The sequence below is a fragment of the Halalkalicoccus sp. NIPERK01 genome (assembly GCF_030287405.1).
Lineage (GTDB): Archaea > Halobacteriota > Halobacteria > Halobacteriales > Halalkalicoccaceae > Halalkalicoccus.
This window is the reverse complement of the sequence record NZ_JASVVV010000003.1, coordinates 390,680-405,231: the sequence shown is the minus strand read 5'-3', so window position 1 is coordinate 405,231 and position 14,552 is coordinate 390,680. Positions and strand designations below refer to the sequence as shown.

Genomic DNA, 14,552 nt, shown 5'->3' with positions numbered 1-14,552 from the left:
GTCGCCGCCCATAGTAGTTCCGTCACCCCAATGCGGCAATTATTTTCCCCACCGGCGCGAACTAGACGGCGTCATGGAGGCGTTCATGACAGTTACCAATGACACTCAACGATACAGCGAAATACCTCATTCACGCGGACATCACGGCAGACGGGGTGGTCGAGCGGAGTGACGTCGTCGGCGCGATCTTCGGGCAGACCGAGGGACTACTCGGGGACGACCTCAACATCCACGACCTCCAGCAGTCCTCGAAGGTCGGGCGGATAGACGTCGAGGTCGCGAGCCAGAACGGCCAGTCGGCCGGTACCGTGACGGTCGCGAGCAGCATGGACAAGGTCGAGACCGCCGTGCTCGCGGCGGCGCTCGAGACCATCGAGCGGGTCGGCCCCTGCCGGGCGACCCTCGAGGTCAACCGGATCGAGGACACCCGCGCGGCGGCCCGCCGCGAGGTCGTCAGCCGGGCGCGGGACCTGCTCTCGACGGCGTTCGACGAGACGGTGCTCTCGAGCGACGAACTCCTCGATCGGGTCAGAGAGAGCGTCCGCGTCGAGGACATCACCGAGTACGAGGGCTATCCCGCCGGGCCACGCGTCGCGGAGGGCGACGCGGTCATCGTCGTCGAGGGGCGCTCGGACGTCCTCCAGCTGTTGAAGTACGGGATCAAGAACGCCGTCGCCGTCGAGGGGACGAACGTCCCCGAGGCGGTCGCCGATCTCACGAAGGAGCGCACGACCACGGCCTTCCTCGACGGGGATCGCGGGGGCGAACTCATCATGAAGGAGCTACAGCAGGTCGGCGAGATCGACTCCGTCGCGTTCGCGCCGGCGGGCCGGTCGGTCGAGGACCTCTCACGCGAGGAGGTCATGGAGGCGCTCCGAGAGAAGGTGTCGTATCAGGCGATGGTCGAGGCGAACACACCGGTCGTCGCCGCGACCGACGGCAGCGCCCGACCCGCCCCCGACGGCGAGTCGGCGGTCGAGACGACCGAGCGACCCGAATCGCCCGATACACCCGCCGAGCCGACGGATCCCGACGCAGACGTGACATCGTCCGATGACGGGGATCGCACGGAGGCGAGCGAGGAGCCGTCGAGCCTGCGCGAGCACGCCGAGGCCGTGATCGGCGAGGGAACCGAGACGGTTCGGCTCCTCGACGGCGAGTTCACGGAACTGGCGAACGCGCCGGCAGAGGAGGCGTTCGAGGCGGTCCGCGGCGCCGAGGCCCCGCCCCACGCGCTCGTCGTCGACGGCGCGTTGAGCCAGCGCGTCCTCGACGTCGCCGCCCAGCGCGGCGTCTCGCAGGTGATCGCGCGCGAGCGCGGCCAGTACACGAAACGGCCGACGAGCGTCCGGATCCGCACCTTCGAGGAACTGGTCGGTCCCGCGTAGGGTTCTCAGAACAGGCCGCCGAGAACGGCGAGCGAGACGGCGACCGCCGCCCCCACGAGGGTCGCGAGGAAGTTCACGCCCTGGTTGTCGAGCCAGCGGTTCTCTACGGTTGCTCCCAGCAGGCTGTCGGCGGTCATGCCCGCGACCCCGCCGAGGGCGATCAACACCGCACCCACCGGGGTGATCGCGTCGAACAGGAGGAGGGCGGGACCGGCGACGATGAGCGCTCCCGCGAACCCCGCGAGTTCGCCCTGCCACGTGACCGCGCCGTCGGTCCCGGGGGGAACGCGCTCGCCGGTGGTGACGAGTCGGGGGCCGTCGTAGACGCCGCCGATCTCGCTGGAGAGGGTGTCGGCCATCGCGGTGGCGACCGCGCCCGCGAACGCGAAGAAGAAGAGGTCCGGGGAGACCGCAAGGGGGTCGGGCGTCGCGGCGTAGCCCAGCACGGCCACGAGCGCGACCGCCGAGTTCCCGAGGACGTTGCCGCTGCCGCGGGCGCCCTCGTTGTCCTCGGCGACCCCCCGGGCGCGTTTCCTCTCGTATTGGAACTTCGAGGAGAGGCCGCCGATGGCGAAGAAGGCGATCAGCAGGACGAACCAGCCGTAGCCGCCGAGGACGATGGTGACGAGCGCCAGCAACATTCCGGTGACCATCCCCGGGATCGAGGCGGTCCCCAGCGCGTAGGAGACGTAGCCCAGAAGCGCCGTCACCGCGATGGCGGCGGCGATTTCGAGGGGTGTGGTCTCGATCCCGAGGTCGGCGATCACCCACAGGACGAGCCCCACGCTGAGGAGGACCAGCGGGTCGTCGCGCTGGTAGAGGACGCTCCTGAGGAGCGAGGCGATGAGCGCGCCACAGGCCGCGAGGAACGCCGCCGACGCCGGTTCGACCCCGAGCGAGAAGGGGGTGACGAGCAACTGTGCGGCGGTCCCCGCGAGGAAGCCGCCGGCGACGAAGCCGACGGCGGACGCCAGATCGTCCGTCCGGCGGGCTACAACTGTTTGCTGGAGGAGGTTCCCGCCGGCGAGCAGACAGACGGTTCCGGCGAACAGTTCGGGCGGGAAGCCGACGACGACGAGCAGGGCGAGGCCGGTCGCGGCGAGCGAGAAACCCGCCAGCCCGTAGAGCGTGCGGTCCTCGTGGTCGCCGGGGCGTGCGAAGAGGTCGAAGACGGGGCCGCCGTCGATGACGAGCGCGGCCAGCAGACCGACGGCGGCGAAGGGGACGAACGCGGCGGGGCCGAGAAACGGCGCGGCGAGCGAGAGGCTGCCCACGAGCGCGAACGCACCTGCACGCCGGACTCGGCCGGTCACACCGATCCGGTTTCGGGGTCGAACACTTATACTATCGGATGTGGACACACGCGCCGGGGCGGCCGATACAGCGCGACGGCCCGCGGACGCGGGCCGTGAGGCTTACGGGGCCGCCAGCGAGAGATGGCGTGTGGGCCTGTACGACCGATATCTCGCCGCCCGCGTCCGGCGTCACGACGGCACGCCGCCGAGCCACGTCGCCATCGTGATCACCGAGCGCGACCTGCTCGAACGCGGGGCCTACGAAACCCTCGAGGACGTCCTCGGGTGGGCCTTCGAGTACGACGCCGACCGCGTGACCGTCTACGTGAGCGTCCTCGACCCGGCGGCCGCGCCCACGCTCGTGAGCGAACTCGAAGAGGTCGACGCCCCCCGGCCCGTCGACGTCCGCGGACCCGACGACACCCGGCGGGTCGACGCCCCGATCAGCATCGGGATCGGCCTCGGGGGAAAACGCGAGTTCGCCCGCGCGGTGCGCGGACTCGCCCGCGAGGTCGAGCGCGGCGAGCGCGACCCGGACGGCATCCGCGACGAGGACATCGAGGCCCAACTGGTCTTTCCCGACGAACCCGACCTGCTGATCAAGACCGGAGCCGAACGGCTCTCGGACTTCATGATCTGGCAGTCCGTCTACGCCGAACTGTACTTCACCGACGTCAACTGGCGGGACTTCAGGAAACGCGACTACCTCAGGGCCGTGCTCGATTACAAGAAGCGAAGCAGGCGGTTTGGGCGATAGTCCAAATCACGGGAGGCTCGTACGAGTCTCCCGGTGGTTCGGCCGATAGGCCGAGACTCGTCACGAGCGAAGCGAAGTGACGGCGGTTCGGACGATAGTCCAAACGACGTCGGGTAACGAGCGCCAGCGAGTGGACCGACGGAGTCCGGACGCCAGTCCGGATCACTCCCGCTTCCGTGCGGCGAGCCCGACGCTCTTGACGCCGTACTTGTTACACGCCCCCTGTGCTCGCTCCGAGACGAACTCGTACTGGGAGTTCTCCCGGACCTCGTTCACGTCGAAGCCCGACGCTTCGACGGTCGTCGTGTAGTCGTCGACCTGTTCGGCCCCGCCGATACAGGCCGCCCAGAGGTCCGCGTTGGTCTTGATGGACTCGGGCATCCGCTCCTCGCTGATGATGTCCGAGAGCGCCAGCCGACCGCCCGGTCGGAGGACGCGATACGCCTCGTCGAACACCCGCTCCTTCTCGGCGGAGAGGTTGATGACGCCGTTCGAGATCACGACGTCGAACGACCCGTCCTCGAACGGGAGGTCCTCGATGTACCCCTTCTCGAAGGAGACGTTTCCGAAGCCCCCGTCGTCCCGGAGCCGCCTCGCGTTCTCCAGTTGCTCGTCGGTCATGTCCAGGCCGGTCACGCTCCCGCTCTCGCCGGCGTGCAGCGCCGCGACGAAGGCGTCCATCCCCGACCCGCTGCCCAGGTCGAGCACGTCCTCGCCCTCCTCGATGGCGGCGAGGTCGAAGTGATACCCCACGCCCGCGAACGAGGCGATGGCCTCCCCGGGGACCCGGTCGAGGTCCTCGGGCGGGTAGCCGAGGCGTTCGGCCAGCGGGCGCCCCATCTCGAAGTGGAACTCCCCGTCGGGAGCCTGGGCGACGTCCCGGTAGACCTCCTTGACCTCGCGTTCGAGCCGCTCGACGTCGAGTGATTGTGCCATTCGTGCTCACCTCGTTAGACGACTTGCAGATGGTCCCCACGGAGTTCCTCGTCGGTAAACTCCTTTCCGTGAACCTCTTTCATGTGGTTCTTGGCCAGTTCGAGCGCCTCTTCTTCGTTTTCCGATTGAATGATGAACCGGCAATCAGCTTCTGCCGCTTCACAATCGAGTTTGTGTGCTTGCGTCATGTGTGATCAGCCTCTCAGTCGTCCGCCGCGGCCGCCCGCTCCTGGATGTAGGCGGCGGTCTCGGCGACCTCCTCGCGGAAGACGTCGAGGTCGTAGTCCTGTGCCTGTATCAGGGCGCTGTAGCGCGGCGTGTAGCTCGCGAGGAAGAACAGCTCCGAGAGTTCCTCCTCGCTCACGCCGTGAAGCCGTGCCGCCCCCTTGTGGAAGTGCCGGCAGTACTCGCAGCCGATGGCCGCCGCGACCGCGAGGCCGACGAGTTCGCGGGTCCCCGGGTCGATCGCCGACTCCCCGAACAGGAAGCGCTTCAGGTTCGGCCACTCGTTTATCAGCGCCTCCTCCGGGAGGGCCTCCATATAGCCCGGGAGGAGCCCGAGGTGTTCCTCGATGTCCGTCACCGTCTCCTCGTACGTCTGTGTCATGGTTTCCCACCCACACGTACTACCCCCGGGAAGGACATGTAGGCATCTAGCGGGATTCGGGCGGCGGGCGACCGGATTGCAGGGAGTGACACCGTTGCAACCGCTGCAATCCGGCGGGTGGACGGACGGTCCCGATCCCCCGTTGGCGTCTCAGGGGACGGCGGTCTCGACGGCGAGCGGCCGCGCCCTCCGGCGATACGAGTCGTAGGTCGATTCGGCCCACTCGCGGACCGCGGGCGCGTCGGTGTCGATCAGGGCCCGGACCGTGCCGCTGTCGGGGTCGTAGCCGCTGATCCCGACCCGGTCGTCGAGGAGACAGAGCCCGTAGGCCGGCAGGCCGTCGCACACCAGAACGGCGAGGTTGCCGCTCTCGAGGGGATCCGCACAGTGCTCGGGGTACGTCGAGAGGACGTGTCTGGCGGCGCTCGGCGGGTCGACGATCTCCGTCGCCATCCCGTCGACGATCCGCCGTCGGAGTTCGTCCCTGCAGGGTTCGAGCAGCGCGAGTTCGGGCCCGGCGAAGCGGAACCGTTCCGTCTCCCGGAGCAGCGAGACGAACCGGTTGACCGGCCGGTAGGGGTCGTCGGCCGCCGCGACCGTCACGACCGCGTCCGCGAGCGCCTCGATGCCGAGGTCGTCCTCCTCGATCGAGAGCAGCGGCCAGACGTCCCGTAGTCGTCGCTCGGTCTCGATTCGCTCGATCAGTTCCACCGTCCCCCTGGCGACGAACGCACCCAACTGGGTTGCCTCGTGGCGGTGTCCGTCCTTGCGGATCCAGCGCCGGGCCTCGAACTCGCGCAGGGTCCGACAGACCGTCGAGGCCGACACCCCCGTCAGCGCCCGCAGTTCGCGCCGGTCCCGGGGGCGGTCGGCCAGCGCGTCGAGCGCGACGATGCGGTGGGCCGACCGGGTGAGGAAGGCGACGTCGTCGGTCGCCGACGGCGGGCCGAGTCCGCCGTTGGCTCCGTTCCGGTCGCCATCGTCGAACGTGAGGTCCATGGTATCAGTACGCATCCATCGACAATAGCGTTCGGGTCGCGTTCGGGGGCGTTACCGATCGGTCGCTTTCGGGGCCTCGACCGGGGCGTCGCCCTCGCCGTCGATGACGTTCCGGGCCTTCGGGAGGTCGACGTCCGAGAGCGCGCCGACGAGCGCGAGCGCGCGGCGGGTCTTGGTCCGCTGCCACGAGGCCTCGCGGTGCTGGTAGGTTCTGACCGCGCGGAGGAAGTCGACCTTCGAGAACTCCGGCCAGTAGGGCGCACAGAAGAAGACGGCGGCCTCGTTGCCGTTGGCGTGCCACGGCAGGAAGTTCGAGGTGCGCTCGTCGCCGCCGGTGCGGATGATCAGGTCGACGTCGCGGACCTCGTCGTCGTAGAGCCGCCGGTCGATCCGGGTGGCGTCGATCTCCTCGGGAGCGAGGCCGCCGGCCTCGACCGCGCGGGCGACGTCGCGGGCGACGCCCAGCAGTTCGGCCCGGCCGCCGTAGGCCAGCGCGATGTTGAGCACGAAGGTGTCGTACTCGTTCGTCCGTTCCTCGGCGTAGCGGGCGGCCTCCCGGACGCGTTCGGGGAGGAGCGCGAGGTTCCCGAGCGCGCGGATCGTCACGCCGCCGTCGTGAACGCGCTCGGCGTCCGCGAACTCCCGGAGTTTCTCACAGAGCAGGTCGTAGAGCGCCTCTCGCTCCTCGGGGGGGCGTTCGAGGTTCTCGGTCGAGAACGCGTAGAGGGTGAGTTCCTCGATGCCGAGTTCCTCACACCAGTTGAGCACCTCTTCGGTGGTCCGTGCGCCGGCACGATGCCCGTCGGAGGTCTCGGTGCCGCGTTTCCTGGCGTATCGGCGGTTGCCGTCCTGGATGACGGCGACGTGGGTCGGCCCGTCGTCGATCTCGCGCAGGAGGAGGTTCTCGTACACGCGGGAACCGAGCGAGCGTGCGAGCGATACCATCTATCTCCGGCGACGCCACCCGAAACAATGATACTGTCGGTTGCAAGCCATTACACACCGGTCGTGACCGTCCTGCGACCGGTGTGACCAGTTGCAACCGATGGTATCGCCTCGTGCCCGGCCGATACGTGCGCACATTTTTAAGGGTGGGCGTCGAACGGGGAGTTGCAATGGCGAAAGGTACGGTTGATTTCTTCAACGACACCGGCGGTTACGGCTTTATCGACACAGAGGACTCCGAGGAGGACGTGTTCTTCCACATGGAAGACGTCGGCGGCCCGGACCTCGAAGAGGGACAGGAAGTGGAGTTCGACATCGAGCAGGCCGACAAGGGCCCGCGAGCGGTCAACCTGCAGCGGCTGTAATCGGCGCTTCCAGCGATAGTCCGGGGCATCCGCCCGTGAACCACGTTCTGTCATTTTCACGCGCCGCGAGCGACGCTGACCGTGAACGGTATAGGGCCGGCGCGCCCACCGACCGTATGAGCGAGACGCTCGACGACGACCTCTATCGACGGACCAAACGGCTGCTCGAACCCGGCGAGATCGAACTCGTCGGCGCGATCGTCCACACCGATCTGGGGAGCGCCGAGGACATCGAGATGCACCAGGCGACCGTCGACATCGGCGAGGTCATCGCCGAGGGGGCGGGCCACGACCCGCGCGACACCTACGTCTACTCGGGGACCGACGACACGAACTTCGCGTCGAACCAGCACCAGGGACTGACCATCGAGGGGGACGAGTTCGTCTGGGAGTGCCAACAACTCCTGCGCGAGGGCACGTTCGACGTCGTCTTCTACTACGAGGCGTCGGCGGATCACGAGGCGATCCTCGAGGGGATCCGCGAGCTTGGGTTCGACGTGACCGGCGTCGAGGAATAGGGGGAGACGAACGCGACGCTTATCCCACCCGAACCCCGAGCGTGGCGTATGACTCGGGCCCAGGTCGAGGACCTCGACCGCGTCGACCGCGCCCTGCTCAACGCCTTTCAGGGCGGGTTTCCGGTCTGTGAACGCCCCTTCGAGCGGGCGGCCGAGGCGCTCTCCGCTCGGGGCGTCGAGACCGACGGCGAGGACCTCCTCGAACGCACTCGACGGCTGGACGAGGAGGGCGTCCTCACGCGCTTCGGCGCGCTGATCGACGCCCAGGAGATCGGCGGCACGGCGACGCTCGTCGCCATGCACGCCCCCGAGGAGCGCTTCGATGAGGTCGCGGAGGCGGTCAACGCCCACCGCGAGGTCGCGCACAACTACGAGCGCGAGCACCCCCACCTCAACATGTGGTTCGTGGTGAGCGTCGCCGACCCCGACCGGGTCAAGGAGGTGCTCGCGGCGATCGAGGCCGAAACGGGCGAGAGGACCTACGACCTGCCCAAGAGACGGGAGTTCCGCGTCGAGGCGAAGTTCATGCTCGACGGGCCGATCCCCGAGGGCGATATCGACCTCTCGCATCTCGGCTCCGACGTGGAACCGTCGGGCCGCGGGACGCTGACGCCCGACGAGCGAGACCTCGTGCTGGCGATTCAGGGGGGGTTCCCGGTCGTCGCCGACCCCTACGAGGCGATCGCCGCCGAGCTCGGGGCCGATCCCGACTGGGTCCGCGCGACGATCAAGCGGTTCAACGAGGAGGGAAAGGTCCGGCGTGTGGGCGTGATCCCGAACCACTACGCGCTGGGCTACACCGAGAACGGGATGACCGTCTGGAACGTCCCCGACGACCTCGTGAGCGAGGTCGGCCCCGCGGTCGCCTCCCTCCCGTTCGTCACCCACTGTTACGAGCGCCCGCGCCACGAGGGCGTCTGGCCGTACGACTTCTTCGCGATGACCCACGGCCGAAGCGAGGCGGAGAGCAGGGACCGGATCGAGCAGGTGCGCGAGACGATGAACGAGTTCTGGGACGTGCGCGACGACGACTGGGACACGCTGTTCTCGACACGCATCCTGAAGAAGACCGGTATCCGGTTGGAGGAGCGCGCCGACGCGAACACGAGCGAGGGAGAGGGGTGATTGTTCTGCGACCGCGAGCCGCGCGGGACCGACGGTCCCGCTGGAAACCGGCGGCTTCGCCGCCGGTGACGACCGTCGGGAGCGAGCGGTGTTTTTTCGTCCAGGTTTTTTGCACGAGCGGTTCGCGAAGCGAACCCGAGTGGAAAAAAGGTGGGTCACCATGATCCCGCTGCTTCACGACTTCACCGACCAGACGGTGCTGGTATTCGGCGGCGGACGCGTCGGCGCGCGGAAGGCCCGGCGGTTCTCGCGGGAGGCGCGCGTCCTCGTCGTGAGTCCCGACTTCGCGGGGGAGTTCGACGGGAGCGAACTGATCCGGGCCGCGCCGACGTCCGAGGAGGTGCCGAATTGGTTCGAGCGGGCCGATCCGGCGCTGGTCGTCGCGGCGACCGACGACGAGGGATTGAACGCCGCGATCGAACGCGAAGCGCGGGAACGAGGGGTGTTGGTCAACCGCGCCGACACGCACGGCTCCCGGGAGCCGGGAAGCGTCGTCGTCCCCGCGACGATCCGCGAGGACCCCGTGGTGGTGTCGATCTCGACGGGTGCGAGGAGTCCGGCGCTGAGCAGGGAGCTCAGAAAGCGGATCGAACCCGAACTCGCGGGGGCGGGCGAGATGGCCGACCTGACCGCCGAGTTGCGCGAGGAGCTAGCCGACCTCCCGCCGGAACGGCGCCGGGAGGCGCTCCGGGCGGTCGTCTCCTCGTCGGCGGTTTGGAAGGATTTACGTAGGGGCGACACGAAGCGCCCGCAAGTGGTTGCAGACGTGATCGACAGCGTCGAGACGGGGGGAGAGTCGTCGTGAGCGGCGGCGTCATCGCGGGCGTTCGGATCACCCACGAGACCGCCTCGGTCGACACCATCGACGCCGCCTGTCACCTCGACCAGACGGAACTCGTCGAGGAGCTACTGGCCCGCGACGGGGTGTGCGAGGCGTTCGCGCTCCAGACGTGTAACCGTGCGGAGGCGTACGTGGTCGCGTCGGACCCGGCGACGGGCCGGGCCGCGCTCGAACGGTGGGTCGACCCCCTGCCGGAGGAGGCGGTCCGCTGGTCGACCCACGAGGCCAGCCTCCGGCACCTCCTCCGGGTGGCCGCCGGCCTCGAATCGCTCGTGCTGGGCGAGGACCAGATCATCGGCCAGGTGCGCGAGGCCTACGCCGACGCCCGCGGCGTCGGCGCGCTCGGGGAGGTCCTCGAGGACGCCCTGTTGAAGGCGATCCACGTCGGCGAGCGCGCACGCACCGAGACGGCGATCAACGAGGGCGTCGTCTCGATCGGCAGCGCGGCCGTCTCGATGGTCGCCCACGAGCGCGAGATTAACGGCGCGAGCGCGCTCGTGATCGGGGCCGGCGAGATGGGGACGCTCGCCGCGCGGGCGCTCTCGCGGTACGACCTCTCGGGGCTCGTCGTCGCGAACCGAACCCGCTCGCGTGCCGAACGGGTCGCGGCGGACCTCCCGATAGCGGCCGAGGCGCGCTCGCTCGACGGGCTCGAGGAGGCGGTCGCAGGCGTCGACGTGGTGATCGCCGCGACCGGCAGCGACGACCCGGTGCTCGACGCCGGCGCGTTCGACCCGGGCACCTGCGTCGTCGACCTCGCGAAACCGCGCGACATCGACCCCGCGAGCGACGCTGCCGAGTCGGTGACGGTCCACGACCTCGACGACCTCGAGCGCGTGACCGAGCGGACCGAGGCCCAGCGCGCCGCGGCGGCCTCGCGGGTCGAGGCGATGGTCGAGCGCGAACTCGACCACCTGCTCGAACAGTTCAAACGGGGGCAGGCCGACGACGTGATCGGCGGCATGTACGCGGGGGCGGAGCGCGTAAAGCGCGCGGAGGTGGCGACCGCGCTCTCGAAGCTCGAAGCGCAGGGCGGGCTGACCGACGACCAACGGGAAACCGTCGAGGCGATGGCCGACGCCCTCGTCGGCCAGTTGCTCGCCGCGCCCACGCGGAGCCTGCGGGAGGCCGCCGCCGAGGACGACTGGGAGACCATCAACGCCGCGATCCAGCTGTTCGATCCGACCGACGACGGGGACGGCGAGACCCCGAGACCGCCGGAGGGCGTCAGCCCGGACGGGTCTTCGGAGATGCCCCCGGGGATCGCCGCCCGCCTCGACGACGACTGATCGAACCCGCGGGCTGACTTTTATCCGCCCTCGCGTCGAGGGTCCGGTATGGCAGAGTTACTCGACGACGAGGAGATTCGTGACCGGCTCCCCGAGGGCTGGGAGCGCGACGGCGAGGAGATCACCCGCACGTTCGAGTTCGACGACTATCTCGACGGGATCGAGTTCGCCCGCGAGGTGGGCGTGCTCGCAGAGGAGGAGTTCCACCACCCGGAGATGATCGTCGGCTACGAGGAGGTCGAGGTCCGCTTCACGAGCCACGAGGAGGGCGGAATCACCGACCAGGACGTCGAGATGGCCCGACGGGTCAACGAGGGGGCGTGATACTGTCGGTCATATCTTCGTGAATCGAGTGGAGCCGACGGGCGAGACTCGTGCCGGTGCCCGTCGAATCACGCTGCAGGTCGTACGCCCATGACCGACAGCATGAGCCGGTACGTCTTCTCGGTGCGGTTTCGACTCGATCCGGAGGGGATTCGCGTCGAGCCGTCGACCTTCGGGACGACGCTCTACCGCGAGGCCGACCCGCCAAGCGAGGAGGGCTGGCTGTTCTTCCGGGACAACCTCTGGCGCGGCGAGGCGAACGCGTCGGGGCACCTCCGGGAACTCGCGGAGGAGGCGCTCGGCGTCCCGGTCGAGGCCGTCGAGTACCGCCGCTTCGAGACGACCGCCGAGGGGTACGCGGCGTTGAAGGAGGCGATCGCCGCCGACCTCGGGCAGTTCAACGCCGACTCGACCGACGAGGTGCTGAACAAGTACTTCGGGAGTTCGATCGAGGTGGAGTAGGGGGCCGACAGCCTCATATGTTCACGAGCGCGTAGCTAGGCCCCTCGATGACCGGCAGCGCGTACGACTACGACTTCTGGCTGCTCGACCTCGACGGCACGCTCGTCGACGTCGAGTGGTCCTACGTCCGTGAGACGTTCGACCGCGTGGGCGAGCGCCTCGGTCGGGGCTTCTCCGACGCCGAGGCGCGGAGCCTCTGGTACGGCCTCGGGGGCGACCGGGAGGCGCAGATCGCCGCGCTCGGCCTCGACCGGGGGCCCTTCTGGGCCGCGTTCGACGCGGTCGAAACGCCAGCCGAGCGCGTCGAGGCGACCACGCTCTACGAGGACGCGGCGTTCGTCGCCGACATCGACCAACCCGTCGGACTGGTCACGCACTGTCAGCCGTTCCTCACCGAACCCGTCCTAGAGCGCCTCGACATCGCCGACTGGTTCGACACCGTCGTCTGCTGTTCGGACGCCCTGGGTTGGAAGCCCGACCCGACGCCCGTCGAGCGAGCCGTCGGCGACCTCGGCGTCTCCGGCCGGGGCGTGCTCGCGGGCGACGGCGCGAACGACGTGGGCGCGGCGTGGAACGCCGGCCTCGACGCGATCCACGTCGAGCGCCACGGGGCCGAGAACCGCGGCGTCTGCGTGCTGGGCGACCACCGCGTGCGGAGCTTCTCCGAACTCGATCTCGGTTCAGCGCTCGAAGCCCGGTAGCTCCGCAGGGGCGTTCTCGATCGCCTCTCGAAGCGCCTCGACGCCCCGTTTCTCGAGCCTGTTGGGGTTCGCGAGCACCGTCACCCGTTCCTCGCCCAGCGAAACGAAGTCCAGTTCTAGCTTCTCGGCCGTCGCGCGCAGCCCGAGACCGGCGTCGGCCTTCCCGGACGCGACCTTCCTCGCGGGGCTCTCGTGGGCGCGGGCGGCGAGTTCGAACCCGTCGATCCGCTCCTCGAGGTCTCGACGCGACTCCCCGTGCGACTCGGCGAGGTCGGCGATGGCGGCGGAAAGTGTCGTCCGGAGCCCCGAGTCCGTTGGGCGGTTGACGAACCGGCGGTCCCGGTCGACGAGGTCCGCGAGCCCCTCGATCCCTCGGGGATTGCCCGACCCGACGACCAGCCCCCACTCGCGGGTCCAGCCGCCGAGTTCGACCGCGTCGGCCTCGCGCTCGATCGGTCCCGAGACGGCGGCGAAGTCGGGCACACCCCGGTCGAGGCGGCGGAGTCCCTGTCGGCTCCCGATCGCGAGGTAGCGCGGCCGGTCGAGGCCGTCGAGCACGCTCGAAAGGAGGGGGTCGTCCTCGCCGACGCCGAAGACCGTCGGCGGGCGCACCTCGGGCGAGAACAGCGTGACAGAGACGGGTTCGCCCGCACCGAGGTAGGCCGTGTCGGGACCGACCTCGACGATCCCGTCGGCCTCGACGAGGCTGGTCGTCGCGCCCGAACCCTTGTCGACCGGATAGGCGAGCGCCCCCTTTCCAGCGCTCTCGACCAGTCCGACCGGCATGAGGCGGGTGCGGCCCTCGCCGTAGCGCTCCTCGACGGCCATCTCGGCGTCGACGGTCGCCGTGCGGGGTTCGGGCAGGCCTGCCGCCCGGCGGATGGCGGGGGCGACGAAGTGCCTGAAGATCATGAGCGCCGAGACGGGATAGCCGGGGAGGCCGACGTACGCCGAGTCGGGGAACTCGCCGACGAGCATCGGCTTGCCGGGCTTGATCGCCACGCCGTGGAGCAGGAGGTCGCCGCGCTCCTCGATCACGCGGTAGATCACGTCGACGGCGCTCGCCGACGTCGAGCCCGACGAGAGCACGAGATCGCACTCGGCGGCGGCCTCGACCAGCACGCGCTCCATCTCGTCGTAGTCGTCGCCCGCGTGGGGATACAGTACTGCCTCCCCGCCCGCTTCCTCGACGGCGGTCGCGATCGTGTAGCTGTTGACGTCGTAGATCTGCCCGCGCTCGCTTTCGACCTCCTCGCCGGGGCGGACGAGTTCGTCGCCCGTCGAGACGATCCCCACGCGCGGTTTCGCGCGCACGGGGACCGAATCGATCCCGAGCGCCGACAGCAGGCCGATTTCCCTCGACGTCAGGCGGGTTCCGGGCCCGAGCGCGCGCTCGCCGGCGGCGACGTCGGCCCCGGCGAGCATGACGTGATCGCCCGGCGCGAGCGAGGTGCGGACCTCGACGCGTCTCGCGGTTTCACCGCTCGATCCATCCGCGGAGCCACGCTCCGCGCGTTCGTCGGTCCGCTCGACCATCACCACGGCGTCGGCGCCCTCGGGCATCACCGCTCCGGTCGAGATCTCGGCGCAGGTCCCCGCCTCGACGTACACGTCGGGTTCCTCGCCGGCGTGGACCGCGCCCGCCAGATCGAGGACCGCGGGGTCGGCCTCGTCCACGCCGAAGGTGTCGCGCGCGCGCACGGCGTAGCCGTCCATGCTCGCGCGGTCGAACCCCGGCACGTCGAGCGCGGCGTCGACCCGCTCGGCGAGAACCCGCCCGCGGGCCTCGCGCAGGGAAACCTCCTCGGCCCCGCTCGAAAGCGAGAGCGAGGCGATCGCCTCGTGGGCTTCTTCTGGGGGGACGAGGTCGCGGAACTCCTTTCGATCGGTCATACTCGCATCCCTCCCCAGGGGTCGTCCGATCGCGTCGTATCCGGTCGGCTCCCGAGCATGGCCGTGACCGCCACCGTAACGTGCATACTCACACTGGGAAAGCCAGC

The 14,552-nt window shown here is 69.4% G+C and carries 17 protein-coding genes; 10 read left to right on the top strand and 7 right to left on the bottom strand.

All coding sequences use genetic code 11. The features are described 5' to 3' along the window. Positions 1-98: 98 nt before the first annotated feature. Positions 99-1,388 (top strand): DNA primase DnaG, encoded by a 1,290-nt coding sequence (gene dnaG, locus QRT08_RS11690; RefSeq protein WP_286046134.1) that lies wholly within the window; start codon positions 99-101, stop codon positions 1,386-1,388. A 5-nt stretch (positions 1,389-1,393) separates the two neighbouring features. On the opposite strand, the gene QRT08_RS11685 is transcribed toward dnaG, so the two are convergent. Continuing rightward, positions 1,394-2,701, bottom strand: a complete 1,308-nt coding sequence (locus tag QRT08_RS11685; RefSeq protein WP_286046133.1) for a DUF92 domain-containing protein — start codon at positions 2,699-2,701, stop codon at positions 1,394-1,396. Between the two features lie 130 nt (positions 2,702-2,831). Here QRT08_RS11685 and QRT08_RS11680 point away from each other — a divergent pair, with 130 nt between their 5' ends. Beyond that, positions 2,832-3,440 carry an undecaprenyl diphosphate synthase family protein gene (locus QRT08_RS11680; protein WP_286046132.1) on the top strand — a complete coding sequence of 203 codons (609 nt, stop codon included), beginning with the start codon at positions 2,832-2,834 and terminating at the stop codon, positions 3,438-3,440. A 162-nt stretch (positions 3,441-3,602) separates the two neighbouring features. On the opposite strand, the gene QRT08_RS11675 is transcribed toward QRT08_RS11680, so the two are convergent. From QRT08_RS11675 to uppS, 5 genes are all read right to left on the bottom strand, one after another. Next, the gene (locus QRT08_RS11675) at positions 3,603-4,376 is read right to left on the bottom strand and encodes a methyltransferase domain-containing protein (RefSeq protein WP_286046131.1); all 774 of its coding nucleotides are present in this window, start codon (positions 4,374-4,376) and stop codon (positions 3,603-3,605) included. Between the two features lie 14 nt (positions 4,377-4,390). Next, a complete protein-coding gene (locus tag QRT08_RS11670; protein ID WP_286046130.1) occupies positions 4,391-4,564 on the bottom strand; it encodes a DUF1059 domain-containing protein in 174 nt (57 codons plus the stop codon). 14 nt (positions 4,565-4,578) lie between these two features. Continuing rightward, a complete protein-coding gene (locus QRT08_RS11665) occupies positions 4,579-4,983 on the bottom strand; it encodes a carboxymuconolactone decarboxylase family protein (protein WP_286046129.1) in 405 nt (134 codons plus the stop codon). Positions 4,984-5,133: 150 nt separating this feature from the next. Then, complete coding sequence (locus QRT08_RS11660; protein ID WP_286046128.1) at positions 5,134-5,982, bottom strand: helix-turn-helix transcriptional regulator; 849 nt, start codon at positions 5,980-5,982, stop codon at positions 5,134-5,136. A 51-nt stretch (positions 5,983-6,033) separates the two neighbouring features. Then, on the bottom strand, positions 6,034-6,927 hold the full coding sequence (gene uppS, locus QRT08_RS11655; RefSeq protein WP_286046127.1) for a polyprenyl diphosphate synthase: 894 nt from the start codon (positions 6,925-6,927) through the stop codon (positions 6,034-6,036). A gap of 170 nt (positions 6,928-7,097) precedes the next feature. On the opposite strand from uppS, the gene QRT08_RS11650 reads away from it, so the two are divergent. The 8 genes from QRT08_RS11650 (at position 7,098) to QRT08_RS11615 (ending at position 12,552) form a co-directional block, all read left to right on the top strand. Then, positions 7,098-7,292 (top strand): cold-shock protein, encoded by a 195-nt coding sequence (locus QRT08_RS11650; protein ID WP_286046126.1) that lies wholly within the window; start codon positions 7,098-7,100, stop codon positions 7,290-7,292. Positions 7,293-7,408: 116 nt separating this feature from the next. Next, complete coding sequence (locus QRT08_RS11645; protein ID WP_286046125.1) at positions 7,409-7,810, top strand: DUF5778 family protein; 402 nt, start codon at positions 7,409-7,411, stop codon at positions 7,808-7,810. 48 nt (positions 7,811-7,858) lie between these two features. Continuing rightward, positions 7,859-8,935 (top strand): siroheme decarboxylase subunit beta, encoded by a 1,077-nt coding sequence (gene ahbB / locus QRT08_RS11640; protein WP_286046124.1) that lies wholly within the window; start codon positions 7,859-7,861, stop codon positions 8,933-8,935. Between the two features lie 160 nt (positions 8,936-9,095). Then, positions 9,096-9,740 (top strand): precorrin-2 dehydrogenase/sirohydrochlorin ferrochelatase family protein, encoded by a 645-nt coding sequence (locus QRT08_RS11635; RefSeq protein WP_286046123.1) that lies wholly within the window; start codon positions 9,096-9,098, stop codon positions 9,738-9,740. After that, on the top strand, positions 9,737-11,065 hold the full coding sequence (hemA, locus tag QRT08_RS11630) for a glutamyl-tRNA reductase (RefSeq protein ID WP_286046122.1): 1,329 nt from the start codon (positions 9,737-9,739) through the stop codon (positions 11,063-11,065). The genes QRT08_RS11635 and hemA overlap by 4 nt, the downstream gene beginning before the upstream one ends. Positions 11,066-11,113: 48 nt before the next feature. Continuing rightward, positions 11,114-11,389, top strand: a complete 276-nt coding sequence (locus QRT08_RS11625) for a 4a-hydroxytetrahydrobiopterin dehydratase (protein WP_286046121.1) — start codon at positions 11,114-11,116, stop codon at positions 11,387-11,389. A 90-nt stretch (positions 11,390-11,479) separates the two neighbouring features. Beyond that, a complete protein-coding gene (gene lwrS / locus QRT08_RS11620; protein WP_286046120.1) occupies positions 11,480-11,851 on the top strand; it encodes an LWR-salt protein in 372 nt (123 codons plus the stop codon). A 47-nt stretch (positions 11,852-11,898) separates the two neighbouring features. Beyond that, positions 11,899-12,552 carry an HAD family hydrolase gene (locus QRT08_RS11615; protein WP_286046119.1) on the top strand — a complete coding sequence of 218 codons (654 nt, stop codon included), beginning with the start codon at positions 11,899-11,901 and terminating at the stop codon, positions 12,550-12,552. Here the strand turns inward: QRT08_RS11615 and QRT08_RS11610 are convergent. Further along, positions 12,532-14,445: a molybdopterin biosynthesis protein gene (locus QRT08_RS11610; RefSeq protein ID WP_286046118.1), complete on the bottom strand. Its 1,914-nt coding sequence runs from the start codon at positions 14,443-14,445 to the stop codon at positions 12,532-12,534. The two genes, QRT08_RS11615 and QRT08_RS11610, sit on opposite strands and share 21 nt — an antisense overlap. Positions 14,446-14,552 lie beyond the last annotated feature (107 nt).